At 70.0% G+C, this 21886-nt stretch carries 21 protein-coding genes; 5 read left to right on the top strand and 16 right to left on the bottom strand.

Features of this window, described 5'->3' with window-relative positions:
* Positions 1-43 precede the first annotated feature (43 nt).
* The 3 genes from ADL03_RS33825 to ADL03_RS33835 form a co-directional block, all read right to left on the bottom strand.
* Complete coding sequence (locus ADL03_RS33825; protein WP_053737671.1) at positions 44-1180, bottom strand: epoxide hydrolase family protein; 1137 nt, start codon at positions 1178-1180, stop codon at positions 44-46.
* Entirely contained in the window at positions 1177-2337 is a 1161-nt protein-coding gene (locus tag ADL03_RS33830) for a nucleotide disphospho-sugar-binding domain-containing protein (RefSeq protein ID WP_053737672.1), read from the bottom strand. Before ADL03_RS33830 ends, ADL03_RS33825 begins: the two co-directional genes overlap by 4 nt.
* Before the next feature lie 78 nt (positions 2338-2415).
* Positions 2416-3894 (bottom strand): MFS transporter, encoded by a 1479-nt coding sequence (locus ADL03_RS33835; protein ID WP_053737673.1) that lies wholly within the window; start codon positions 3892-3894, stop codon positions 2416-2418.
* 196 nt (positions 3895-4090) lie between these two features.
* Between ADL03_RS33835 and ADL03_RS33840 the strand changes: the two genes are divergently transcribed.
* Positions 4091-4687: a malonic semialdehyde reductase gene (locus tag ADL03_RS33840; RefSeq protein WP_053737674.1), complete on the top strand. Its 597-nt coding sequence runs from the start codon at positions 4091-4093 to the stop codon at positions 4685-4687.
* Positions 4688-4756: 69 nt separating this feature from the next.
* On the opposite strand, the gene ADL03_RS33845 is transcribed toward ADL03_RS33840, so the two are convergent.
* Genes ADL03_RS33845 through ADL03_RS33865 form a run of 5 tightly spaced genes read right to left on the bottom strand, consistent with a single transcriptional unit; the run spans position 4757 to position 9997 of the window.
* Positions 4757-6049, bottom strand: coding sequence for an acyltransferase (locus ADL03_RS33845; protein ID WP_053737675.1), 1293 nt, complete (start codon positions 6047-6049; stop codon positions 4757-4759).
* A 55-nt stretch (positions 6050-6104) separates the two neighbouring features.
* Entirely contained in the window at positions 6105-6734 is a 630-nt protein-coding gene (locus tag ADL03_RS33850; RefSeq protein WP_082373689.1) for a VOC family protein, read from the bottom strand.
* A 16-nt stretch (positions 6735-6750) separates the two neighbouring features.
* A complete protein-coding gene (locus ADL03_RS33855; protein WP_157529553.1) occupies positions 6751-7599 on the bottom strand; it encodes a superoxide dismutase in 849 nt (282 codons plus the stop codon).
* Positions 7596-8561, bottom strand: coding sequence for a Gfo/Idh/MocA family protein (locus tag ADL03_RS33860; protein WP_197288884.1), 966 nt, complete (start codon positions 8559-8561; stop codon positions 7596-7598). Before ADL03_RS33860 ends, ADL03_RS33855 begins: the two co-directional genes overlap by 4 nt.
* A gap of 2 nt (positions 8562-8563) precedes the next feature.
* Positions 8564-9997, bottom strand: coding sequence for an NDP-hexose 2,3-dehydratase family protein (locus ADL03_RS33865; protein WP_231642614.1), 1434 nt, complete (start codon positions 9995-9997; stop codon positions 8564-8566).
* A 130-nt stretch (positions 9998-10127) separates the two neighbouring features.
* On the opposite strand from ADL03_RS33865, the gene ADL03_RS33870 reads away from it, so the two are divergent.
* Both ADL03_RS33870 and ADL03_RS33875 read left to right on the top strand, forming a co-directional pair.
* Positions 10128-11534: an MFS transporter gene (locus ADL03_RS33870; protein ID WP_053737678.1), complete on the top strand. Its 1407-nt coding sequence runs from the start codon at positions 10128-10130 to the stop codon at positions 11532-11534.
* A gap of 19 nt (positions 11535-11553) precedes the next feature.
* A complete protein-coding gene (locus ADL03_RS33875) occupies positions 11554-12972 on the top strand; it encodes an alpha/beta fold hydrolase (protein ID WP_197288885.1) in 1419 nt (472 codons plus the stop codon).
* A 135-nt stretch (positions 12973-13107) separates the two neighbouring features.
* On the opposite strand, the gene ADL03_RS33880 is transcribed toward ADL03_RS33875, so the two are convergent.
* On the bottom strand, positions 13108-14229 hold the full coding sequence (locus tag ADL03_RS33880; protein WP_063798796.1) for an acyl-CoA dehydrogenase family protein: 1122 nt from the start codon (positions 14227-14229) through the stop codon (positions 13108-13110).
* 36 nt (positions 14230-14265) lie between these two features.
* Positions 14266-14688: a nuclear transport factor 2 family protein gene (locus tag ADL03_RS33885; RefSeq protein WP_053737681.1), complete on the bottom strand. Its 423-nt coding sequence runs from the start codon at positions 14686-14688 to the stop codon at positions 14266-14268.
* 155 nt (positions 14689-14843) lie between these two features.
* On the opposite strand from ADL03_RS33885, the gene ADL03_RS33890 reads away from it, so the two are divergent.
* Positions 14844-15329 (top strand): SRPBCC domain-containing protein, encoded by a 486-nt coding sequence (locus ADL03_RS33890; protein ID WP_053737682.1) that lies wholly within the window; start codon positions 14844-14846, stop codon positions 15327-15329.
* 72 nt (positions 15330-15401) lie between these two features.
* Here ADL03_RS33890 and ilvN read toward each other — a convergent pair whose 3' ends face one another.
* Genes ilvN through ADL03_RS33905 form a run of 3 tightly spaced genes read right to left on the bottom strand, consistent with a single transcriptional unit; the run spans position 15402 to position 18255 of the window.
* Complete coding sequence (gene ilvN / locus ADL03_RS33895; protein ID WP_197288886.1) at positions 15402-15671, bottom strand: acetolactate synthase small subunit; 270 nt, start codon at positions 15669-15671, stop codon at positions 15402-15404.
* Between the two features lie 7 nt (positions 15672-15678).
* A complete protein-coding gene (locus tag ADL03_RS33900) occupies positions 15679-17397 on the bottom strand; it encodes an acetolactate synthase large subunit (RefSeq protein WP_157529554.1) in 1719 nt (572 codons plus the stop codon).
* A 42-nt stretch (positions 17398-17439) separates the two neighbouring features.
* The gene (locus tag ADL03_RS33905; RefSeq protein ID WP_053737685.1) at positions 17440-18255 is read right to left on the bottom strand and encodes an AfsR/SARP family transcriptional regulator; all 816 of its coding nucleotides are present in this window, start codon (positions 18253-18255) and stop codon (positions 17440-17442) included.
* Positions 18256-18708: 453 nt separating this feature from the next.
* On the opposite strand from ADL03_RS33905, the gene ADL03_RS33910 reads away from it, so the two are divergent.
* Complete coding sequence (locus ADL03_RS33910; protein WP_157529555.1) at positions 18709-19629, top strand: sensor histidine kinase; 921 nt, start codon at positions 18709-18711, stop codon at positions 19627-19629.
* A 4-nt stretch (positions 19630-19633) separates the two neighbouring features.
* Here the strand turns inward: ADL03_RS33910 and ADL03_RS33915 are convergent, their stop codons facing one another.
* The 3 genes from ADL03_RS33915 to ADL03_RS33925 form a co-directional block, all read right to left on the bottom strand.
* A complete protein-coding gene (locus ADL03_RS33915; RefSeq protein WP_053737687.1) occupies positions 19634-20239 on the bottom strand; it encodes a DNA-binding response regulator in 606 nt (201 codons plus the stop codon).
* Positions 20240-20518: 279 nt separating this feature from the next.
* Complete coding sequence (locus ADL03_RS33920) at positions 20519-21199, bottom strand: SDR family NAD(P)-dependent oxidoreductase (protein WP_063798812.1); 681 nt, start codon at positions 21197-21199, stop codon at positions 20519-20521.
* 65 nt (positions 21200-21264) lie between these two features.
* Positions 21265-21855, bottom strand: coding sequence for a TetR/AcrR family transcriptional regulator (locus tag ADL03_RS33925; protein WP_053737689.1), 591 nt, complete (start codon positions 21853-21855; stop codon positions 21265-21267).
* Between the last annotated feature and the right edge of the window lie 31 nt (positions 21856-21886).

The following is a 21886-nucleotide window of genomic DNA, read 5'->3' on the forward strand; positions in this document are numbered from 1 at the left end:
ACGCGAACAACGCCTACCGGGATCGAGCCTCCAGGCTCGGACTTCAAGGCCGAGTAGTTGACCGCAGCCCCCGGAAGAACTCGCGCAGTTCGTCGATCAGCACGCCCGGCTGCTCGATGGCCGGGAAGTGGCCACCCTCGTCCAGGTCGCGCCAGTACCGCAGGTCCGTGAAGCGCTTCTCGCACCACGCGCGCGGCACCCACGAGTTCTTCGGGAAGATCGAGCAGCCGGTCGGCACGTGGACCTGGTCGGTCGGCACCTTCTGGTAGCTCTCCCAGTACAGCCGCGCGGACGACGCGCCGGTGCCGGCCAGCCAGTGCCCGGTGACCGAGTCGAGCAGCCGGTCGCGCGGGATCGCCTGCTCCAGGTCGCCGTCGTGGTCGGCCCACTCCCAGAACTTCTCCGCCACCCACGCCGCCTGTGCGGCCGGCGAGTCCGCGAGGCCGTAGCCGAGGGTCTGCGGGCGGGTCGACTGGATCGAGGCGTAGCCGGAGCCCTTCTGCCACATCGAGTACGCGACACCGAGCCGTGCCTGGTCGGCCGCGTCGAGCTCGACGGGCTCCTCCGGCTTCGGCGCCACGGGCATGGTGAGGTGGATGCCGGTCAGCCGCTCCGGGTGGCGGATCGCCAGGGTCGCGGTCGTGTACGAACCCCAGTCGCCGCCGTGGGCCGCGAACTTCTCATAACCCAGGCGGGTCATCAGCTCGGCCCACGCGTCGGCGATGCGCGGGATGTCCCAGCCGGTGGTGACGGGCCGGTCGCTGAAGCCGTAGCCGGGCAGCGAGGGCACGACGACGTGGAACGCGTCGGCGGGGTCCTCCGGGTCGGCCAGCGCGTCGATGATGTCGAGCTGCTCGACGACCGAGCCGGGCCAGCCGTGCGTGACCAGCAGCGGCATCGCGTGCTCGTGCCGGGAGCGGACGTGGATGAAGTGGACGCCGAGGCCGTCGAAGTCCGTGCGGTACTGGGGGAACGAGTTCAGCCGCGCCTCCGTCTCCCGCCAGTCGTACTTGTGCTGCCAGTACTCGCACAGCTCCTTGGCGAACGCGAGCGGCACGCCCTGCGACCAGTCGCCGACGGTCTCCGCCTCCGGCCACCGCGTGCGGGCGAGCCGGTCGCGCAGGTCGTCCAGCGCCTCCTGCGGGGTCTCGATGCGGAACGGCCTCACCTCGGCGCTCATGCCCTTCCTCCCTCTGCCACCAGCTTCTCCAGCAGTACGAGGACGTCGACGGGCAGGGGCAGCGCGTGGATCTCCCTGGCGAGCTCCTGCGACCGCAGCCGGTACGACGGGTCGGCCAGCAGCTCGCGGACGGCCGCGGCGGAGCGTTCCGGTGTGTCCTCACCACGCGGAATCGTCAGCGCGGCACCGTACTCGGCCCAGCGCTCGGACGGCGCGACGGTGTGCATCAGCGTCGGCACCAGCAGCTGCGGCACGCCCGCGTTCGTCGCGGTCATGCTCGTGACGCCACCGCCGTGGCTCACGATGACGTCGCAGGTGGGCGCCAGCACGTCGAGCGGGATCCAGCCGATGCGCACACCCGGCAGCTCGTCGCGCAGGTCGGCGGCGATCGACTCCGGTGCGGCGACGACGATCTCGGCGTCGACGGACTTCAGGTTCTCGTACATCTCGCGCAGCAGCCCGCCGTACTGGCCGCGGGCGACCTTGCCGCCGGCCTGGCTGCCCGCGGTGATGGCGACGCGGCGCTTGCCGGGCGTCTTGGTGTACATCCACGGTTCCAGCCGCTTCTGCTGGTTGCCGGGGATCCAGCGCATCATCTGCGCGGGCACGGAGTCCGGCGGCCGCAGGCTCGGCGGGCAGATGTCGATCCACAGGTCGGGTTCGGGCAGCGCGTCGAGGCCGAGCTCGTCGAGCTCGGGCCGCAGCACCTGGTTCGCGCCGAAGTCCATCTCGGTCGGCGCGGCCGGGTCCCACGCGTGCCGCACGAACGGGATGCCGTAGCGCGTGCAGATCAGGCCCGCGGCGTACGACAGCATGCCGGCGACGACCAGGTCCGGCCGCCACGCCTCGACCAGCGCGGTCAGGCGGGGCAGGCTGTGCAGCCCGAGGCGGGCGAACCCGCGGCCGGCGAACCGCATCTCCTCGACGGGCTCGTGCGGCAGCGCGAGCTTGCTGCCGTCGCGGTCGGTGAACATCCACTCCGGCGGGGTGACGTCGGTGACCGGCACGGCCGGAAGGCCCGCACCGGCGACGTACGGGAGCATTTCCTCACTGGAGGCCATGAAGACCTCGTGGCCCGCGTTGCGAGCCGTCTGCGCCAGCGGGGCGAGCGCGAACACTGTCGCCGGGCTTCCACCGGCCAGGAACAGAATCTTCATGGCTCCTCTTCACGAGCACGGACGACGGATCGGTGGAAGGCCCGGGACAGCGGGCCTTCCACCGAGGGCGAGCACCGGTCAGGCGGCGGCCGGGGTCTCCAGCTGCTCCTCCGCGGCGCGCTTGGGCAGCGCGAACGTGAGCAGCAGGATCACCACGGCCAGTCCGAGCGTGCTGTACAGCGCGGGCTGGAACGCCGTCGCGAACTTCTCGGCCGTGGTGCCGGTGGCCTCGTCGAGCGGCGTCAGGAACACGAACGACACCAGCGCGATGCCGAACGCGAGACCGAGCTGCTGCATCGTGTTGATGACACCGGAGGCCGAGCCGGCGTGCTCGTGCGGGACGTCGGTCAGCGCGAACATCGTGATGGGCGGCGCCACCAGGCCGAAGCCAAGACCGATGATCAGCAGCGGCAGCACCATCTGCCAGGTGCTGACCTGCGGGCTGAGCACCAGCAGGAACACACCCAGGCCGATGGCGGTCATGACGGCACCGATCTGCAGCACCGCGCGGCCGAACTTCTGCACCAGCACCGTCACCGACGCGCCCGAGGTGATGAACGCGCCGACGCAGAACGCGAGCGCGGTCAGACCGGCGTGCAGCGCCGTCCAGCCCAGGCCCATCTGCATGAACAGGTACCAGGCGAGGAAGAACGCGCCGGTGAACATGAACAGGCCGAGCTGCAGCGCGTTGCCCGCGGCGAAGCTGCGGGCCTTGAACAGGCCGAGCGGCACGAGCGGCGCGTCGTCCTTGCGCTCCTTGTTGCGCTCGAACGCGATGAACGCGACGAGCAGCACCACGGACGCGCCGATGGACCAGAACGTCCACGCGGGCCAGCCCAGCTCGTGGCCGAGCGTGAGCGGGTAGAGCAGGGCGACGACGAAGCCCATCGCGAGCACGACGCCGAGCACGTCGAGCCTGGTCTTCTTCTCGCCCTTGGACTCGGTGATGTACTTCCACCCGAAGAACAGGCCCAGCACGCCGATCGGGACGTTCATCAGGAACACCGGGCGCCAGTCGAGGCCGAACAGGTTGGCCTGCACGACCACGCCACCGATCAGCGGCGCGACGGTGGCCGCGAGACCGCCGACGATGCCGTAGATGGCGAACACCTTGCCGCGCTCACCGGCGCTGAACGTGACGTGGATGATCGAGAGGACCTGGGGCACCATCAGACCCGCCATCGCCCCCTGCAGCAGGCGCGAGGCGATGAGCATCTCGGGGTTCAGGGCGATGCCGCACAGCAGTGACGCCACCACGAAGCCGATCACGCCGGTCTGGAAGACGCGCTTGCGGCCGTAGATGTCGCCCAACCGGCCACCGGTGATCAGCAGCAGGGCGAACGCAAGCACGTAGCCCGCCGAGATCCATTGGATGGACGAGTAGCTCGCACCGAGTGTGCGCTGGATCGACGGGATGGCCACGCTGACCACGTTCCCGTCGAGCATGTCCATGAACACCGCTACGAGCAACGTGACGAGCGCGAACCAACGGGCTCGGTCGCCGGCGGCGGGAGTCGCCTCCCGCGACGTCACCGACCTGGATTCGGTCGTGGTCATGTGAATCTCCTCTGTGCGGCTGGCCGCATGAAGACAGTTGTCTGCGTCCTGAGGATCGCCCTGTGCGCTAGACCCGTGCTTGAGCGAGCCGGCCGATCACGGCTCTAGTGCCGCTCGAGAGCGTGCCGGGATCGTGGGCGCGAAAACCCTGACGGACTGAGGTCTGTCCACGATTCAGGAACTGTGAGGGACCGCGATGGCCAATATCGCAATCGACTCAGCCGCCCAGGACCTGCTCTTCCGGGAGGCGCACTCGGCCCACCGGTTCACCGACGAGCCGGTCTCGGACGAGGCGGTCCAGGCGATCTACGACCTGATCAAGTACGCGCCCACGTCGATGAACATGCAGGCGCTGCGGGTCGTACTCGTCCGGTCGGACGACGCGCGCGAGCGCCTGGTCCGGCAGATGATCGACACCAACAAGGAGAAGACGGCCGGCGCGCCGCTCGTCGCCATCGTCGCCGCCGACCTCGACTTCCACGAGGAGCTGCCCCGGCTGTTCCCGCACTTCCCGCAGGCGAAGGACATCTTCTTCGCCCAGCGCGACGACCGGGTGCCGCACGCGGTGAGCAGCGCGACGCTGCAGCTGGGCTACTTCATCCTCGGCGTGCGGGCCGCCGGCCTCGGCGCGGGCCCGATGGCGGGTTTCGACGTCGACGGCGTGAACAAGGAGTTCTTCGGCGACGGCAAGCACCACGCGGTCTGCGTGATGGTCATCGGCACGCCGGCGGAGGACGCCTACTACCCGCGTCTGCCGCGGCTGGAGTACGACGAGGTGTTCACCACCGTCTGACCGACGGGACCACACGTATCGGGCCGCCCCGCGAGATCCTCGCGAGGCGGCCCGGTTCGTGTGCGCCGCTCAGGACGACACGACGGGCTGCGGCTCGTCCTGGGGCTTGCCGGCGACCTCCGTGGCCTTGGCCTTGGCCACCTCGGCCGCCACGACGGCCTCCACCGCCTCAGCCGCCGCCGCGGCCTTGGCGGCCTTCGCGGCCGCCCGTTCCCGCTTCTCGGCCTTGGTGAGCGACCACCGCACCATCGCGGGCAGCTCGACGAACCGGTAGGTCAGGTACGCCACGCCCAGAGACGCGACCAACGCCCCCACCAGGAACAGCACGGCGATCGGCGTGCTCCACGCCGGACCGGCCAGCCCGCCGTACGGCCCGGCCTCCACCCCGAACGCCCGGTGCCCGTTCTTCAGCACGAGGTCGTGCACCAGGTAGAAGCTGAACGTCAGGTCGCCCAGGAAGAACATCTTCCGGCCGTTGACCCACGTCTTGCGCCCCTTGATGTCCGCGACGGCCGCGGCCGGCACGAGCAGCGCGATCGGGATGATCATCGAGGCCGCGTAGTTGTAGAGGAAGCTCCACGGCGACAGCGTGGTCAGCACGTACCCGATGACCGTCAGCACCAGGGCGCCGGTGAGCGGGAAGCCGATCCAGCGGCCGGTCATGACGATCCGCGCGAGCAGCATGCCGACGAAGAACTCCAGCAGCCGCACCGGCGGGAACAGGTAGACGAACCAGATCTGCGTCCACGACGCGCCCTCGCCCCAGAGCCACTGCGGCGTGGACGGCAGGAACGTCTTCGACACCAGCGGCATCAGGATGACCAGCGCGACCGTGGCGACCAGCGCGAGCCACAGCAGGTTGTCCCTGACCTTGCGGGCGAGGAAGATCAGCGCGGGGAAGGTCAGGTAGTACAGCAGGTCGACCGACAGCGACCAGCTCACGCCGTTCGCGCTGTCCAGGAACGAGTTGTCGGGGACCCAGGCCTGCACCAGGAACAGGTTCGCGAGCGACTGCCAGAGCCCGACCTCGGCGCCGAACGCGACCAGCGAGACGATCGCGACCGCCCACGTGACGACGTGCACCGGCAGGATGCGCATGAGCCGGCGGCGCAGGAACCGCGGCGTCGTGTCGTTCGGCCGGTAGGACCAGGTGAGCACGAATCCGCTGAGCACGAAGAAGAACGCGACCGCCGCCGACGCACCGCTGGTGAGCCAGATGTAGATGCCGCCCACGGTCTGGTCGGTGAAGACGAACGAGATCGCGCCGTGGAACGCGAACACGAGCAGCGCCGCCACGAAACGCATGCCGTGCAGCGACTTGAGCTTGGGTGGTGCCTTGGTGGTCTCGGTTGTCTCGGACACGGGGGATCACCTTTCGATGCGGCGACGCGGTGCGGACGGGGAATTCGCCCCAATGTCACCGAGTCCACTCGCGACTGTCTTGAACTGCGCAAGAGCACGCACAGCGAGGAGCCCCCGCCGTGACGACGGGGGCTCCTGCCGGTGCCGCGGTGCGTGCTACAGGGGCGCGTTCGCGAGCAGCGCCGGATCGGTGCCGGACGTCCAGGCGTCCATGGACGGCTTGATGGGACGGCTTGATGAGCGTCGACAGCAGTTCGATCCGGATTCCCCCGAGCCCCCTGTGGTACGACCAGAGGACCTGGCCGTCCTGCTCGAAGTCGTTGGTCGCTTCGACTTCCAGGCCGAGCTCCACCAGAGCCGACGAGATCTTCTCGATCTCGCCGGCCTCAGCCCAGTAGCCGATGTGATGTGCGCCGTTGGTGCCGTCCGACACCCACACGGTGCCGGGGATCTCCTCCACCAGTTCGAGCCGCGGTTCCTCCAGTGACACCACGAAGCGCTGGGTTGCGTTCGTGAGTGAACCGTCCGGCGTGCGCGCGGTCACCTCGAGCTCCATGACCGGCGTCCAGCTGTACCCCACCAGCTGGCTGAGCTTCTCCTGCGCCTCGTCGAGGTCCCCCACCACAAGTCCGGTGTGGAACAGGGCCGAGGGGTCGAGCAAGGTGTCGAGCCGTTGTGCTGTCATCCCCAGGACTGCCTTCCTATTCGCGTTGGAACACCACCGCGGTGTAGGCGGTCGTCGGCGTCGGCTCCGTGGTGATGCGGGAGTTGACGACGACGAGGTTGTCGCTGTACGCGGCAACGGCGGTCGGAACGTCGAACTCGTGCAACGAGATCCGCTCGACCACCACCCCCTTGCCACCGCGGGCGTCGAGCCGGACGACGGCCATGGTGTTGCCCAGGCCGAGCGTCACGTAAAGCGTCGAACCGACGCGCAACATCCCGTCTCCGCTGGGGAGACCGGACCCTGCCAGGTCGACCACCGTGGCGACACCGCTCGCCGGGTCGACCCTGAACAGCTGACCGGTGCTGGCCTGCACCACGAGCAGCCCCGAACCGTCCGGGGTGGTCGTGATGCCGCAGATGTTGAAGCCCTCGGAGTACACGAGGTCGCCGGAGAGCTCGAGCGTCTCGACGGCGTCCTCGGCGGGCAGCTCCCCGTCCGCCCCGATCGGGAGGCGGTAGAGCACGGGGTTGAACGAGTCGGTGAACCACGCGGAGTCCTCGGTGAGGATCACGTCCGCGACGACGCTGGGGTGCGTCCGCGCCAGCCGGTAGCGGGCGAGCAGCTCACCGGTGCGCGCGTCGACGACCCTGGCGTCGCCGTTGAAGCAGCCGGAGACGAACAACCTGCCCCTGCTGTCGAGCTGCAGTCCTCCCGCCTGCTCGCCGCGGCCGGGGCTGATCGTGCGCCCGGTGCCGTCGAGCAGGTCCACCGAGTGGATCGTGCCGTCGGCGAGCGAGCCGAAGTACGCGATCGGTTCTGCTCCGATCGCGAGCGACTCCGGCCGGAAGCCGTCCGGGAGCGTGAGCGTTCTACGAGCGGTCATGGGCGGGGAATCCCTTCGAGATCGACGGCGCGGCGCACGTCGTCCACCAATCTGGCCAGTGCCACCGCATCGGCGGCCGCTTGCTGTTCCCCCGGTGTGCGCACGGCGGCGGCGAAGGACTCGACCGCGTTGCCGTACTGGTCGTTGCGCCCGAGCGCGACCTGCCGCACGCCGTCGCGGCCGGTGAGCCGGGCGGGCGGTGCGAGGTCGGCCGGTGGTGCGAACGCGCGGTCCACGCTGACCGCGCCGGCACTGCCCCACAGCTCGTAGCAGCTGCGGTAGGAGTGCTCCATGCCGAACGTGAGCTGCGCGGTGACGCCGTCCTCCCTGGCCAGCAGCACCGCCCCCGCCACGTCGACCCCGAGCTTCTCGTCGATGCGCAGCCGCGCGCCGACGACCTCCAGCCCGGCACCCAGGAACAGCTGCGCGGTGCGCAGCGGGTACACGCCGAGGTCGTTCAGCGCGCCACCGCCCAGCTCGGGCTGGTGCCGGATGTCGCTGGCCTTGAGCGGCGGCACGGTGAACGCGGCGGTGAGCCCGACGAGCTCGCCGTCGAGCAACGACAGCGCTTCCGCGTGCTGGCCGTGGAAGGGGAACATGAAGTTCTCCCGCAGCACCAGGCCCCGCGCGGCCGCCAGCTCGGTCAGCCGGACCGTCGAGGCGAGGTCGCCGGTCAGCGGTTTCTCCGCGAGCACGTGCTTTCCGGCCAGCAACGCGCGCTCGACCCACTCGGCGTGGTGGGCGACGGGCAGCGGCACGTACACGGCGTCCACATCGGACCGTTCCAGCACGGCCCCGTACCCGGCGACCGCGGCACAGCCGTACGGCGCCGCGGTCTCCTCCGCCTTGGCCAGGTCACGACTCGCCACGACCGCCAGCTCGACGGCCGCCGACGCGGCGAACGCGGGCAGCATCCGCCGGCGTGCGATGTCCGCGCAGCCCAGCACCCCGATTCGCAGCACGGTCAGCCGATCGCGTTGACGCAGGCGATCAGCGTGCGTGCCTGGGAGTTGACGTACTGGCCGTGCCGCAGCAGCTCCGTCATCTGGCCGACGGTCACCCACGCGTAGCCGGGCGGCGGCTCCGCGGAGACCTCGCCGTCCGCCTCCACGACGAGGTAGCGGGTCTCGGCCTCGTAGAAACGGCCACCCTCCTCGGCGTGCACCGCCGCGTACCGGATCCGGGACTTGTCCGCGTGCAGCACGGTGTCCAGGAACAGCGGTGCCTTGACGTGCTGGTAGTTCCACGGCACGCACTGCACGGTCGGGCCCAGCTCGATCACGTCGATGAAGCCGCCCTCCATCCGCGCCTGCGCCAGCACGTGCAGCACCCCGCCGAACTCGCGGACGATGAACGCGGCGATGCCCACGCCGTGCGGCTGGAACAGCGGCTGGCTCCAGCCGGTGACCTCGCGGCTGCCCGCCTGCACGTCGACGCCGATGACCCGGAAGAACCGGCCGTCCTCGCGGGCGATCTCCTTGTCGGTGCGCTGCCAGTGCGGCACGTCGTAGAGCGGCACGCGGGTGATGTCGAGGTCGTAGGTGGAGCGCTCGACGGTGAACCAGCTCAGCACCTCGCTGTTGGCGTGCAACGCGCCCTTGTGCGGGTCACGGGACGCGGCGAGGGCGGCGCGGAACGCGTCGGGCTGGGCCGAGTGGTCCTGCTCGGGCTGCGGCAGGCACGACAGCACCGACCTGGCCGGCATGTTCACCACGTTGTCGCGCTTGACGAGCTCGTTGACCTGGCCGAGGGTCAGCCAGCAGAAGTCGTCGTCGACCTCGACGTCGCCGTCGTACTCCACGAACATGTTGCGGTTGCGCTTGCGGTAGAACCAGGCACCGCACTCGGACTGGAGCACGTCCACGATGACGCGGGTGCCCTCCTTGCCGGCGAAGTAGTCGAGGTAGCGCACCGGGGAACCCTTGTGCACCTGGCTGTAGTTGCTCTTGGTCGCCTGCACGGTCGGCGAGAGCTGGATCAGACCGGGGTTGCCGGGCTCCATCTTGGCCTGCATCAGGCAGTGCAGGACGCCGTCGATCTCCTTGACCAGGATGCCCAGGATGCCGACCTCGGGCTGGTTCATGATCGGCTGGTGCCAGACGGGGAACTGGTCGTCCTTCGACCGCACCCGCAGGCCCTCGACGCTGAAGAACTTGCCGCTCTGGTGGGCGAGGTTGCCGGTCTCCGAGTTGAAGAACCAGCCCTTCATCTCGTGGAAGGGGATCTGGTTGACCTCGAACGAGTACGCGTCGGCGCGCTCCTTGAGCCAGGTGTCGAACTCCTCGGTGCGCATCTGCGCACCACGATCGGTCGCCGCGGCGGACAGCGCGAGCCGGGCGGGCAGACTGCGGTCCTCTCGTGGCGACAGTGTGGTCGGCTGTTCTTCCAGGGCAGTCACGTGGACACCTCCGCCTGACGACATTCGCTGGTGCCGAGCGTCCGATCGGCCGCTAGAGCGGCGGGACAGCGCGGGCGGAAACACCCCGGCTCCAGAGACACCCCACCGGTGGTCGGCAGTGTGCGGTCACATGACTGCTCAGCTGACGCGGCCGACCGCCGCCATCCGGCTCGGACTGGTGCTGGCCGCCTGTTGCCTGGGCCAGTTCATGGTCGTGCTCGACGCTTCCGTGGTGAACGTCGCCCTGCCCAGCATCGCGGCCGAGCTGCACTTCGAGGTGCACAACCTGCAGTGGGTGAACAACGCCTACGCGATCGCGTTCGCGGGCTTCCTGATGCTCGGCGGCCGGCTCGCGGACCTGCTGGGGCAACGCCGGATGTTCCTCGCGGGCGTCCTGCTGTTCACGCTCGCGAGCAGCGTCGGCGGCCTCGCGGGCGATCCGGTGACGCTCGTGCTCGCCCGCGCGTTCCAGGGCCTCGGCTCGGCGGTGATGGCGCCCGCCACGCTCACCGTGCTCAGCACGACGTTCACCGACCCCGCCGGTCGTGCCAAGGCGTTCGGCATGTGGAGCGCGGTGTCCGGTGCGGCGGGCGCGATCGGGGTGCTGCTGGGCGGCGTGATCACCGAGTGGTTCTCGTGGCGGTGGATCCTGCTGATCAACGTCCCGATCGGCGTCGTGCTGCTCGCCGGGGTGTGGTGGGCCGTGCCGGAGACCCCCGGCAGGCGGCAGAAGCTCGACGTGCCGGGTGCGTTGCTGGTGACCGCGGGCCTGCTGGCACTGGTCTTCGGCATTTCGAGCAAGGTGCCGGTCGCGGCGGTCGCCGGGGTGGTGCTGCTGGCGGCGTTCCTGGTGCACCAGGCGAAGTTCGCCGCGCAGCCGCTGGTGCCGCTGGGCATCTTCCGCACCCGGTCGGTGTGGTCGGCCAACCTGGTGGCGTTCTTCGGCATCGCGGCGCTGTTCAGCACGTTCTACTTCTTCACGCTGATCCTGCAGCAGGTGCTGGGCTACAGCCCGTTGCAGACGGGGCTGAGCTACCTGCCGCTGTCCGCGGGCATCGCGATCGGCGGCTGGCGCGTCTCGTCCGTCGTGCCGCGCACCGGACCCCGGCCGGTCCTGCTGATCGGGCTCGCGCTGTCCTGCGCCGGCCTGCTGTGGCTGTCCACCGTGGACGAGCACGCCACGTTCGCCGCGCACCTGCTCGGTCCCGCGCTCCTGCTCGGTTTCGGCATGGGCATGGTCCTCAACGCCACGACGAACGCCGCCACCGCGGGCCTGCCGCGCGAACAGGCCGGTCTCGCGTCGGGACTGCTCAACACGACGCGGCAGCTCGGCAGCGCGCTCGGCCTGGTGACGCTCGCGACGATCTCGGCCACCCGGATCGACGCGGAGGGCGGCCTCGGCACGCACGCGCTCGTCTCCGGGTACGGCCTCGCGGTGTTCGGTGCGGCGGTGTTCACCGCCGCCGGGTTCGGCGCCGCGTTGCTGGTGCCGCGTTCCAGGACGGCTCGAGGCGGCGGCGAAACGCTGAACACCTGACAAGACCCGGAGGATTGTGGTGACAACAGGCAAGTTCTACTCACAGCGGCCGCGGTGGTCGACCGGCGAGGACGGCATCGAGTCCGCCGTCGTCGAGGTGCCGCGCGACTACTCCGATCCCGGCGGCGAACGGCTGGAGATCGCGGTCACCAGGCGCCGTGCGACGGACTCCGCGCGCCGCCGCGGCATCCTGCTGTCCGTCAACGGAGGTCCCGGCGGCGACTGGGGCTTCGGCCGCGGTCTGGCGGAGAAGTTCGCGGGCACGCCCGTGCACGAGGTGTACGACCTGATCGGGTTCGACCCGCGCGGCACCGGTGACTCGACCAAGCTGTACGCCGAGGTCGCCATCGCCAAGTCCCCCTTCGACTCGCGGCCGCCGGACTCGGCGTTCGACGCGCTGGCCGAGGACATGCGGCTGCGCGAGCTCGCCTGCGAACGTGGTGGCGGCGAGCTGCGCAAGCACATCAGCACCCGCAACACCGCGCGGGACATGGACGTCATCCGCGCGGTGCTCGGCGAGGAGCAGCTGAGCTTCGTCGGCTACGCGTACGGCGCGTACGTCGGCGCCGTGTACGGCAGCCTGTTCCCGGCGCGGCTCGACCGCAGCGTGCTCGACTCGTGCGTGAACCCCGACTGGACGTGGCGCGAGCAGTTCCTGTGGCAGGGCGACGCCGTGCAGCGCAACGTCGACCGGTGGGCCGCGTGGGTCGGTGAGCGCGACGGGCACTTCGGTCTGGGCGGGAACGCCGCCGCCGTGCTCGGTGTCGTGGAGGAGGTCGTCGCCGCGCTGGAGGCCCAGCACGACACGCCGCAGCCGCGCACGCTGTTCGACGGTGCCGTGGGCACGCGGGCCGGTGACCGGTCGCGGTGGGCGGAGCTCGGCGAGCTCGTCGGTGACCTGCGCGCGGCCACCCGTGCCGGTGACACGGCGAAGTCCGCCGAGCTGCTGCGGGAGCAGGGCACGTGGCGGCCGCAGGACCAGGAGGGCGACCTGCGCATCGGCGTGCTGGAGGCCATCACGCTGGAGCACGAGTGGCCGTCGGACATCGAGGTCTACTACCAGGACATGCGCGACTTCCGGAAGCGCTTCCCGTACGGGTACGGCGTGCTGCGCGCGCAGCCGTGGGTCGGCGCGTTCCGCACGTTCGAGGCCCCTGAGCCGCCGGTCGAGATCAAGCGCGACGGCTACCCGGTCGGGCTCATCGTGCAGGCCGACGGCGACCCGCTGGACCACTACGCGGGTGGCGTCGCGATGGCCGAGCGGCTCGGCCACCACCTGATCACGGTGGAGGACTCGGGCGACCACGAGGTGTACGCGCTGGCCGGCAACGCCGAGCTGGACGCGATCGTGCACCGCTACCTCGCCGAGGGCGAGCTGCCGGCCGAACGGGTCTCCGTGCCCGGCACGGTCAAGCGTCCCGACATCCCCGTGGGCTGAGGGACCTCGCGAAGGGCGCTTCCCGCCACGTCAGGTGGTGGGAAGCGCCCTTCGTCGTGCCCGGGGCACGAGAACGGGAGCCCTCCCGGACCTGATGTCCCGGAGGGCTCCCGCGGTGAGGGGTGGAGAAGGGTCTCAGGTGCCGAGCAGCGCGGCCGGGTAGGTGCGGGCCGACGCCGTCTCGTAGCGCAGCGCCACGTGGCTCGCGGCACCGACGACGTCGCGCCAGAACCGTTGTAGCGCACCGCCTTCGCTGAGGCCGCTGGTGCCGGCGGCGCGGACGAGCGCGCCCACGGCCTCGACCAGCGAGTCGGCGGAGTAGGCGGCGTTGCGCTCGTTGCGGGCCATCAGCTCGGGCGTGAAGGCGCGCTCGTCGAGCACCGCGGTGTTCTGCTCGACGAGCAGCCGCGCCGACTCGATCTGCGCCGACGCGCGCACCAGGTCGATGCCCGCGCTGGTGGAGAGCTTCTTGCCGGCCAGCGCGGTCACGCAGGCGTTGAGCGCGCCCTGCGCCGCACCGACGGCGGGCACGATGAACGTGAGCCCGCCGACGGCCTGGAACGGCACGTTGTGCGACGGCACGTCCGACCAGCTGTTGCGGCCGCTCAGCATGTCCGCGCGGGCGTACGACAGGTGGTCCGGCACGAAGACGTCGTCCACGACGACGGAGTGGCTGCTGGTCGCCTTCATGCCGACGCTGTCCCACGTCTCCAGCACCGTGAAGCTCGCGCGCGGCAACGCGAAGAACCGCGCCTCCGGCTCACCGCCGGTGGCGACCATGCCGCACAGCAGGGCCCATTCGGCGAAGTCGGCGCCGCTGACGTAGGTCCACCGCCCGCTCAGCCGGTGCCCACCGTCCACAACGGACGCCTTGCCCATCGGCGGCTGGCCGGTGACCACGAACGTGTCCGCGCTCCCGCCCCAGATCTCCTGGTGCCCCTGCGCCGGCAGGTGCGCGGCGAACCGCGAGGACAGCGCGGCGAGCGAGGCGCACCAGGCCGTCGACGCGCAGCCCTCGCCGACGGTGCGCACGGCGCGGGCCAGCTCGGTGAAGGTCCCCTGGCTGCCACCGAGGGCGGCGGCCACGAAGTGCCGGGCGAACCCCGCCTCGCGCAGGGCCTCGATCACCTCCGGCGCGAGCCGCCGGTCGCGGTCGGCGGCGGCCGCGTGCTCGGCGGCGAGCAGCCGGACCTTCTCGGCGACCGGCACGAGCCCGGTGTCCGGGTCGGCCCCCGCCGGATGAGTCCCTGCAGACATCTGACACCTCCTGGAAGCGGTTTTGCCCGGACGCGGTCAGATGGCGACCGGCAGGTCCCGGTGGATCGTGCGCGACCTCGTGTAGAGCTCACCGTCGACGCGCACCAGCACGTCCTCGATGGCGAAGGTCGGCTCGAAGTCGACCTTGCCGTCGGCGCTGGTCCGCGTGACGAGCGAGCAGTACGACACGGTGAGGGTGTTCTCGTCGACCTCTTCGATGAGGTAGTGGTCGTTCCAGTGCCGGACGGCGACACCCTTGTAGCGCGGCAACGCGTGCTTCGCGCCGGCGATCAGCGCGGCCCGGCCCTCGACCTTCTCGCCGCGGTGGGCGTGGTCGGTGACGCCGTCCTCGGTGAACGTCGCGGCGTAGCCCTCGACGTCCAGCCGGTCCAGCAGCCGCATCTGCTGTGCGTAGAAGGTCTGCACCTCGAAGTAGGTCTGCGCGCTGACGTTGGACACGACGGGCTCCTCCCGATCCGGTGGTCGCCCTCCACAGTGCTCACCGGGGCTGGAAACCCGGTGGAGCGCGGGACAAACCCGCTCGATCGGCGTTCGACCTGATGTCCAGCCGCACCGGAAACCCTGGTCGCGAAACCGAATCGCAGGGAGGGTCCATGTCCAACGACGTTCGAGACGTCGCCAAGTCGGTCGTGGTGCACGCGACGATCGAGCAGGCCTTCACGATCTTCGCGGAACGGCCGCTGGAGTGGTGGCCCGAGAAGCACGTGTTCGTCGAGGACCGCCAGGCGATCACGATCGAGCCGCGCGTCGGTGGCCGCTACTACGAGCGCGGTGCCGACGGCAAGGAGATCGCGTGGGGCACCATCACCGAGTGGAACCCGCCCGAGCGCCTCGTCATGACGTGGCGCGTCGGCCCGTACTGGCAGCCCATCTTCGACGACGAGGCGGCGAGCTTCATCGAGGTCGACTTCGAGGCGGTCGGCCCCGACACCACGAAGGTGACGCTGACGCACGCCCAGCTGCACCGCCACGGCGAGATCGCGCAGAGCATCCACTCCGCTCTCGACGGCCCGAGCCCTGGCGAGACGCTGGAGAGGTACGCGGAGGTCGTGGCGAAGCACGTTCCCCAGCCCGCCTGATCAGCGCCTCCAGCACAGAAGCCCCGCGACCCGATGCGAGTCGCGGGGCTTCTTCGTGGCACCGGATCGGGCTCAGGCGCCGATCCGCTCGATGGTCGCGGCCGGTTCCACGTCGACGACGCGGACGACGTCCACCAGCCGGCTCAGCTGCTTCACGAGCTGGTCCACCGCGCGTTCCTCGCGCAGGCCCACGACGACGTCCACCCTGGACAGGTCGTCGTGGCCGACCGGGTCGAAGCTGAGCGACTCGACCTCGACGCCGCGCGTCGAGAACAGCACCACCACGCGCGCCAGCACACCGGGCTTGTTGCGCACCAGCATCATGAGCTTGTGACTGGTCATGGCCATCTCATTCCTCGCCGGGGTCGCTGTCGAAGAGCGGCCGGATCCCGCGTGCCGCCATGATCTGGTCGTTCCCGGTGCCCGCGGCCACCATCGGCCACACCTGGGCGTTCTCGCCGACGACGAAGTCGACGACGACCGGCACGTCGGTCACCGCCATGGCCTCGCGCACGACGCGGTCCACGTCCTGCCTGGACTCGCAGCGCAGCCCGACGCAGCCCAGTGCCTCGGCGAGCCGGACGAAGTCGGGGATGCGCCGCGTGTGCGTGCCGAGGTTCGTGTTGGAGTACCGCTCGCCGTAGAACAGGTTCTGCCACTGCCGGACCATGCCCAGGTTGCCGTTGTTGATCACGGCGACCTTGATCGGGATGTTCTCCAGCGCGCAGGTGGCGAGCTCCTGGTTGGTCATCTGGAAGCAGCCGTCGCCGTCGATCGCCCACACCTGCCGGTCCGGCGCACCGCACTTGGCGCCCAGCGCGGCCGGCACCGCGTAGCCCATCGTGCCGAGGCCGCCCGAGTTGAGGAACGAGCCGGGCCGCTCGTACCTCACGTACTGCGCCGCCCACATCTGGTGCTGGCCGACGCCGGAGGTGTAGATCGCCTCCGGGCCCGCGAGCGCGCTGATGCGTTCGATCACGTACTGCGGCGCCAGCGCGCCGTCGGCCGGCCAGTCGTAGCCCAGCGGGAACGTCTCGCGCAGCGCGTCCAGCTGCGCCCACCAGTCCCGCAGGTCGCCGACGGTGCGCACGGCGGAGATCAGCGCGGCCAGCACGTCGCGGCAGTCGCCCACGATGCCGACGTCCGCGCGGCGGTTCTTGTTGATCTCGGCGGGGTCGATGTCGGCGTGGATGACGCGGGCGTCCGGCGCGAACTCCGCCAGCACGCCCGTGACGCGGTCGTCGAACCGGGTGCCGAGCGCGATCAGCAGGTCGGACTTCTGCAGCGCGGCGACCGCGGCGACCGTGCCGTGCATGCCCGGCATGCCGAGGTGCTGGCGGTGCGAGTCGGGGAACGCTCCCCTGGCCATCAGCGTGGTCACGACCGGGATGCCGGTCAGCTCCGCGAAGTCCAGCAACGCGTCGGCCGCGCCGGAGCGGATCACGCCGCCGCCGACGTAGAGCACCGGGCGGCGGGCCGACGCGATCAGCACGGAGGCGCGGTCGATCTCGGCCGCGGACGGCGCGGTCCGGCTGTGCGCCGGTGGCCGCGCCTCCCGGTAGGCCGCGCGGGCGACCTGCACGTCCTTCGGGATGTCCACCAGCACCGGGCCGGGCCGCCCGGTCGCCGCCAGGTGGAACGCCTCCGCGATCACCTGCGGGATGTCGGCCGCGTCGGTGACCTGGAAGCTGTGCTTGGTGATCGGCAGCGTGATGCTGTTGATGTCGGCTTCCTGGAAGGCGTCCGTGCCGATCACCGGCCGGGCCACCTGGCCGGTGATCGCCACGATCGGGACGGAGTCCATGTACGCGTCCGCGAGCGGCGTGACCAGGTTGGTCGCGCCCGGTCCCGAGGTCGCCATGCAGACGCCGACCCGGCCGGTCGCCTGCGCGTACCCCGCCGCCGCGTGCCCGGCGCCCTGTTCGTGGCGCATGAGCACGTGCCTGATCTTCGTGGACTCGAACAGCGGGTCGTACACCGGCAGGATCGCACCGCCCGGAATACCGAAGATCACCTCGCAGTCGACCGCTTCCAGTGCCCGGATGAGCGCTTGTGCACCCCTACCCACGTCTACCGCCCCTCTTCCGATTTCGCGCTGACCGGGACCCGGTTATCCGGCGAGCTGCCGCTGGAGGTCGGAGTCGGAGATGTGCGAGTCGAGCGCCGGGTCGGTGTTGAGGATCGCCCGCTGCAGCCGGCGCAGCCGGTCCGACGGCTCCAGGCCGAGCTCGTTGATCAGCGTGTCGCGCAGCGACTGGTAGATCTCCAGCGCCTGCCACTGCCGGCCGGAGCGGTACAGCGAGAGCATGTACTGGCCGCAGAGGTTCTCGTGCATGGGGTGCTGGGCGGTCAGCATGGACAGCTCGCTGAGCAGCGACTGGTGCCTGCCGAGGCGGATGTCGGCCTCGATGCGCGACTCGACGACGCACAGCTTGGCCTCGTGCAGGCGGGTGACCTCCATGGCGAGGCAGCTGCCGATCTGCACGTCGACGAGCACCGGGCCGCGCCACACGTCGAGGGCCGAGCGCAGCAGCCGCGACGCCGACTTGAGGTCGCCGACCTCCATCGCACGGCGGCCGGCCGACGCGAGCCGTTCGAAGCTGCGGACGTCGACGTTCTCCTGCGCGACGTCGAGCATGTAGCCGCCGTAGCGGGTGACGAGCACGGCCTTGGCGGCGTCGGGCTGGTCGCTCTGGATGGCGGCGTCGATCTTCCGGCGGACCTGCAGGACGTATGTCTGCAGGGTGGTGAGGGCACTGCGGGGAGGGGCCATTCCCCACAGTTCCTCGATGAGCGTCGGGACGGTGACGACGTTGCCCACCTGCAGCGCCAGCATTGCCAGCAGCTGCCGCGGTTTGCTCGCGGACGGCGTGATCGAAATGCCGTTCTCACGAGCTTCCAGCGGCCCGAGAACCTTGATCTCCATTGGAGCCCTCCCCAGCTACGAGTGCGGCGGAACTAGATGCGCACCACAAGTTCACCCGAGTGGGGACGCAGGTCGCCACGGACGGCGACACCTGCGTGAGATGGCTGTCTACTGCTCGGGGGATGAAAAAATCATGTCGCGGTCACGTGACCCCAAATGACTACGTACGGCAATACCGCTGATACGAGCCGCGAGTATCACCCGAAGTGCGCCGGACACCCGTAACATTCCCGCTCCGGAAGAGGAACCTGCGCGCATGGGGGTGCGCCGGCTGCTCCGGGGGGTCACACAATGATGCAACCGAACCACTCGTTCACGCTTCCGGGGGTCGCTAGGACGATCTCCGCCGTGATATGCGTGCTCGGCCTCATCGATCTGTCACATCTGGCCCTGCAGGGTTACGGGTTGCTCCATTCGGCGCTGGGCGCGGCTGATTTGGCGGCAATCCTGGTAATGCAACCGCTGTTCTCCCGGAGATCAGCGCGACTTCGACTTCCGGCGCTCGCACTTCAGGCGGCGCTCGTCTTCCTGCCCGCATTGCTGATCGGTCACGTGTGGGTTGCCGCGGGGGGAATCCTCGCGGGCAACGGGCTCAGGACGCTTTCCGACCGCACGCGGTGGCTCGCGTTCGGCGCCACGGTGCTCACGGCGGGCGCGGCGCAGGCGTGGCGCGGCGGGCTCGCCACCACGGCGTTCGCCGTCGTCTCGACCGCGACGACGGGCCTGGTCCTGCACGGTTTCGCACGGATGACGGCGGCGCGGGCGACCGGTCGCGGCGAGCACACGCGGGCCGCGGTCGCCGCGGAACGCCTGCGGGTGTCGCGTGACCTGCACGACCTGCTCGGCTACGGGCTCTCCGCCATCCAGGTCAAGAGCGAGCTGGCGCACAAGCTCGTCCTCAAGGACCCGGAGGGCGCGCAGGGCGAGCTCGCCGAGATCCTCGCCATCGTCGGGTGCACGCTCGCCGACGTCCGCACGATCGCCCGCGGGTACCAGCCGTTGTCGTTGGCCGAGGCGTCGGACTCGGCGAAAGCGCTGCTCGCGGCCGCGGAGATCGAGGCGGTGGTGCGGCTCGACCACGGGCCGCTGCCGGAGCCGGTCGAGACGGTGCTCGCCGCGGTCCTGCGGGAAGGCATCACCAACGTGCTGCGGCACAGCAAGGCGGGCAACTGCCGGGTGGCGGTGTGCGACCGGGCACGGCACGTCGAGCTGGACATCTGGAACGACGGGGTGGTGGAGGGCGGCGGCAGGGCGGGCTCCGGCGTCGGCAACATGGCCGGACGGGTCGAGCACCTGGGGGGCCGGCTGCGTGCCGCACAGCTGGGGGCCGACTGGTTCCACCTGCACGTGTCCGTGCCGCTGGACCTGGTCTGAGCCGTCAGAACCAGCCGGACTTCCTGGCGATCCGCACCGCGTCGACGCGGTTGCGCGCGTCCAGCTTCGCGGTCACGTTGGTCAAGTAGTTGCGAACCGTGCCGACGGACAGAAAAAGAGTGCCCGCTATTTCCATCGCGTCGGCGCCGTCCGCCGCGAGCCGCAGCACCTCGAGCTCCCGCGGCGTGAGCGGGCATTCGTCGCCGTCCCACGCGGCCAGCGCGAGCTGCGAGTCGATCACCCGGCGGCCGACCGAAACGCCCCTGATCGCGTCGGCCAGCTCGCTGACCGGCGCGTCCTTGAGGATGAAGCCGTTGACGCGGGCGGTGAGCGCCCTGCGCAGCGTTCCGGGACGACCGAGGCTCGTCAGAATCAGCGTCCGGGTTTGCGGCACGTTTTCGTGGATCAGCGCGGCCGCCGTCAGCCCGTCGATCCCCGGCAGGTCGATGTCGAGCACCGCCACGTCCGGCTTGTTCTCGGTAACCGCCGGCATGATTTCGTCGCCGGTCGCCACCGAGGCGACAACTTCGATGTCATGTTCAAGATTCAACAGTGCGACCAGCGCACCGCGGACCATTTGCACGTCCTCCGCGAGTAACACGCTAATCATCAAGGCCCCCCTTGCCTGGCGCGTGTTCGACCTGGACCGAGTTTTACACTCGGTGACAAGATGCGACAAGCAAACGGGGTCAACGGGAGGCAAGCTCGTCCGAATGCCTCAACCGCACTACAGGTCAGTAATCGAGTGGTGACGTCCTGTCACACCTGCTGCGCAGCGCATCGGCGTTGATGCGCCACTGATCGACGGGCACGCTGCGCGACCCGCGGCGCCGCGGGTGCTATTCGAATCCAATATGGCTCGCCTCGACGCACTTTCAAGTCGCGCGTGTCACCGCGTCTCTCCCCACCGTTCCAGAAGTTCGAGCCCACCGTCGGCGGTGATCACCTGACCTTGAATCCACGCCGCTTCATCGGTGCACAGCAACGCGACCACGTCGGCCACGTCCTCGGGAACGGTGACCCGGCCCGACGGGCTCTTGATGGCCAGCCGGTCGACCAGGTCGGGGTCGATGTTCATCGGGCCGTTGTCGACGATCGTCGTGACGACCGCGTTGACCGCCACCCGGTACCAGGCCATCTCCAGCACGAGCGTGCGGATGACGCCGTGCACGGGGGTGACCGCGTAGCCGGCGACGACGACGCGGCCGCCGTCGACGAACGTCTTCGCGAGCGGCTTCACGACGTTCAGCAGCGGCGTCAGGTCCGGGGAGACGGCGTGGTGCACGAACACGTCGAGCCGCCCACGTTCCTGCTTCACCCGCTCCAGCAGGGCCCGCACGGCGTTCTCGTCCTGCATGTCCAGCGGCACCACGGAGGCCGACCCCGGCTTGCCGCCGAGCACGAGCAGGGCGCGGTCGGCGTCGACGTCGCCGGGGGCCGCGGTGAGGATGACGTGGACGCCGTTGTCGCAGAGCTTGCTCGCGATGGCGAGGCCGAGCCCGTGCGTTCCCGACGTGACCACAGCGATCTTCCCGTCGAGTCCCAGGCGTGTGCTGACAGGTTCAATCATGATGCTGACCACCTCGTTGTCGGGTGGTGGTCGACGGTGCGCCTGGTCGCTAGCGCCGAACTCGACTACCTCTTGCGCAAACCGTCCAGCACCCGCAGAATCGCGCGCTCGACCTCGCGGCCGGTGCGCTTCGGGTCGGACGAGCTGGCGATGGTGCTCGCGGCCGCGGACAACGCCCCGAACAGCAGCCGCGCCATGATCTCCACCGGCGCCTCCTCGATCTCACCGGCGTCGACCAGCAGCTGCACGGCGGTGCGCAGCAGGCCGAAGCTGAAGTGCTCCTCGGCTTCCCGCCAGCGCTCCCAGCCCATCACCACGGGCCCCTCGTGCACGATGATCCGCTGGTACTCGGGGTCCAGGCACTTGCGGACGTAGGCGCGCAGACCCGCGACGGCGACGTCCCACGGTTCGCCGGCACCGGTGACGAGCGCGGTCAACGGTTCGATCGCCTGGGTCTCGACTTGCGTGAAAGCCGCCTCGAACAACGCCTGCTTGCCGCTGAAGTGGTGGTAGAGCGCGCCTTTGGTCACCCGCGCGCGTTTGACGACCTCGTCGAGCGAGGTGCCGGCGTAGCCGCGCTTGGTGAAGAGGTCGACCGCGCTGTCGACCAGCGCCTGCCTGGTCGACTCGGAGTACTCGGCGCGTCGTGTTCGCACGGACGAAACGTATCTCACATACCGAGGGTAC

It is taken from the genome of Nocardia sp. NRRL S-836, assembly GCF_001279525.1.
Classification (GTDB): Bacteria; Actinomycetota; Actinomycetes; order Mycobacteriales; family Pseudonocardiaceae; genus Lentzea.

Coding starts and splice junctions, on each gene's coding strand:
- ADL03_RS33825 (WP_053737671.1), bottom strand. CDS start 1,180: ATGAGCGCCGAGGTGAGGCCGTTCCGCATCGAGACCCCGCAGGAGGCG.
- ADL03_RS33830 (WP_053737672.1), bottom strand. CDS start 2,337: ATGAAGATTCTGTTCCTGGCCGGTGGAAGCCCGGCGACAGTGTTCGCG.
- ADL03_RS33835 (WP_053737673.1), bottom strand. CDS start 3,894: ATGACCACGACCGAATCCAGGTCGGTGACGTCGCGGGAGGCGACTCCC.
- ADL03_RS33840 (WP_053737674.1), top strand. CDS start 4,091: ATGGCCAATATCGCAATCGACTCAGCCGCCCAGGACCTGCTCTTCCGG.
- ADL03_RS33850 (WP_082373689.1), bottom strand. CDS start 6,734: ATGACAGCACAACGGCTCGACACCTTGCTCGACCCCTCGGCCCTGTTC.
- ADL03_RS33855 (WP_157529553.1), bottom strand. CDS start 7,599: ATGACCGCTCGTAGAACGCTCACGCTCCCGGACGGCTTCCGGCCGGAG.
- ADL03_RS33870 (WP_053737678.1), top strand. CDS start 10,128: ATGACTGCTCAGCTGACGCGGCCGACCGCCGCCATCCGGCTCGGACTG.
- ADL03_RS33880 (WP_063798796.1), bottom strand. CDS start 14,229: ATGTCTGCAGGGACTCATCCGGCGGGGGCCGACCCGGACACCGGGCTC.
- ADL03_RS33890 (WP_053737682.1), top strand. CDS start 14,844: ATGTCCAACGACGTTCGAGACGTCGCCAAGTCGGTCGTGGTGCACGCG.
- ilvN (WP_197288886.1), bottom strand. CDS start 15,671: ATGACCAGTCACAAGCTCATGATGCTGGTGCGCAACAAGCCCGGTGTG.
- ADL03_RS33905 (WP_053737685.1), bottom strand. CDS start 18,255: ATGGAGATCAAGGTTCTCGGGCCGCTGGAAGCTCGTGAGAACGGCATT.
- ADL03_RS33910 (WP_157529555.1), top strand. CDS start 18,709: ATGCAACCGCTGTTCTCCCGGAGATCAGCGCGACTTCGACTTCCGGCG.
- ADL03_RS33915 (WP_053737687.1), bottom strand. CDS start 20,239: ATGATTAGCGTGTTACTCGCGGAGGACGTGCAAATGGTCCGCGGTGCG.
- ADL03_RS33920 (WP_063798812.1), bottom strand. CDS start 21,199: ATGATTGAACCTGTCAGCACACGCCTGGGACTCGACGGGAAGATCGCT.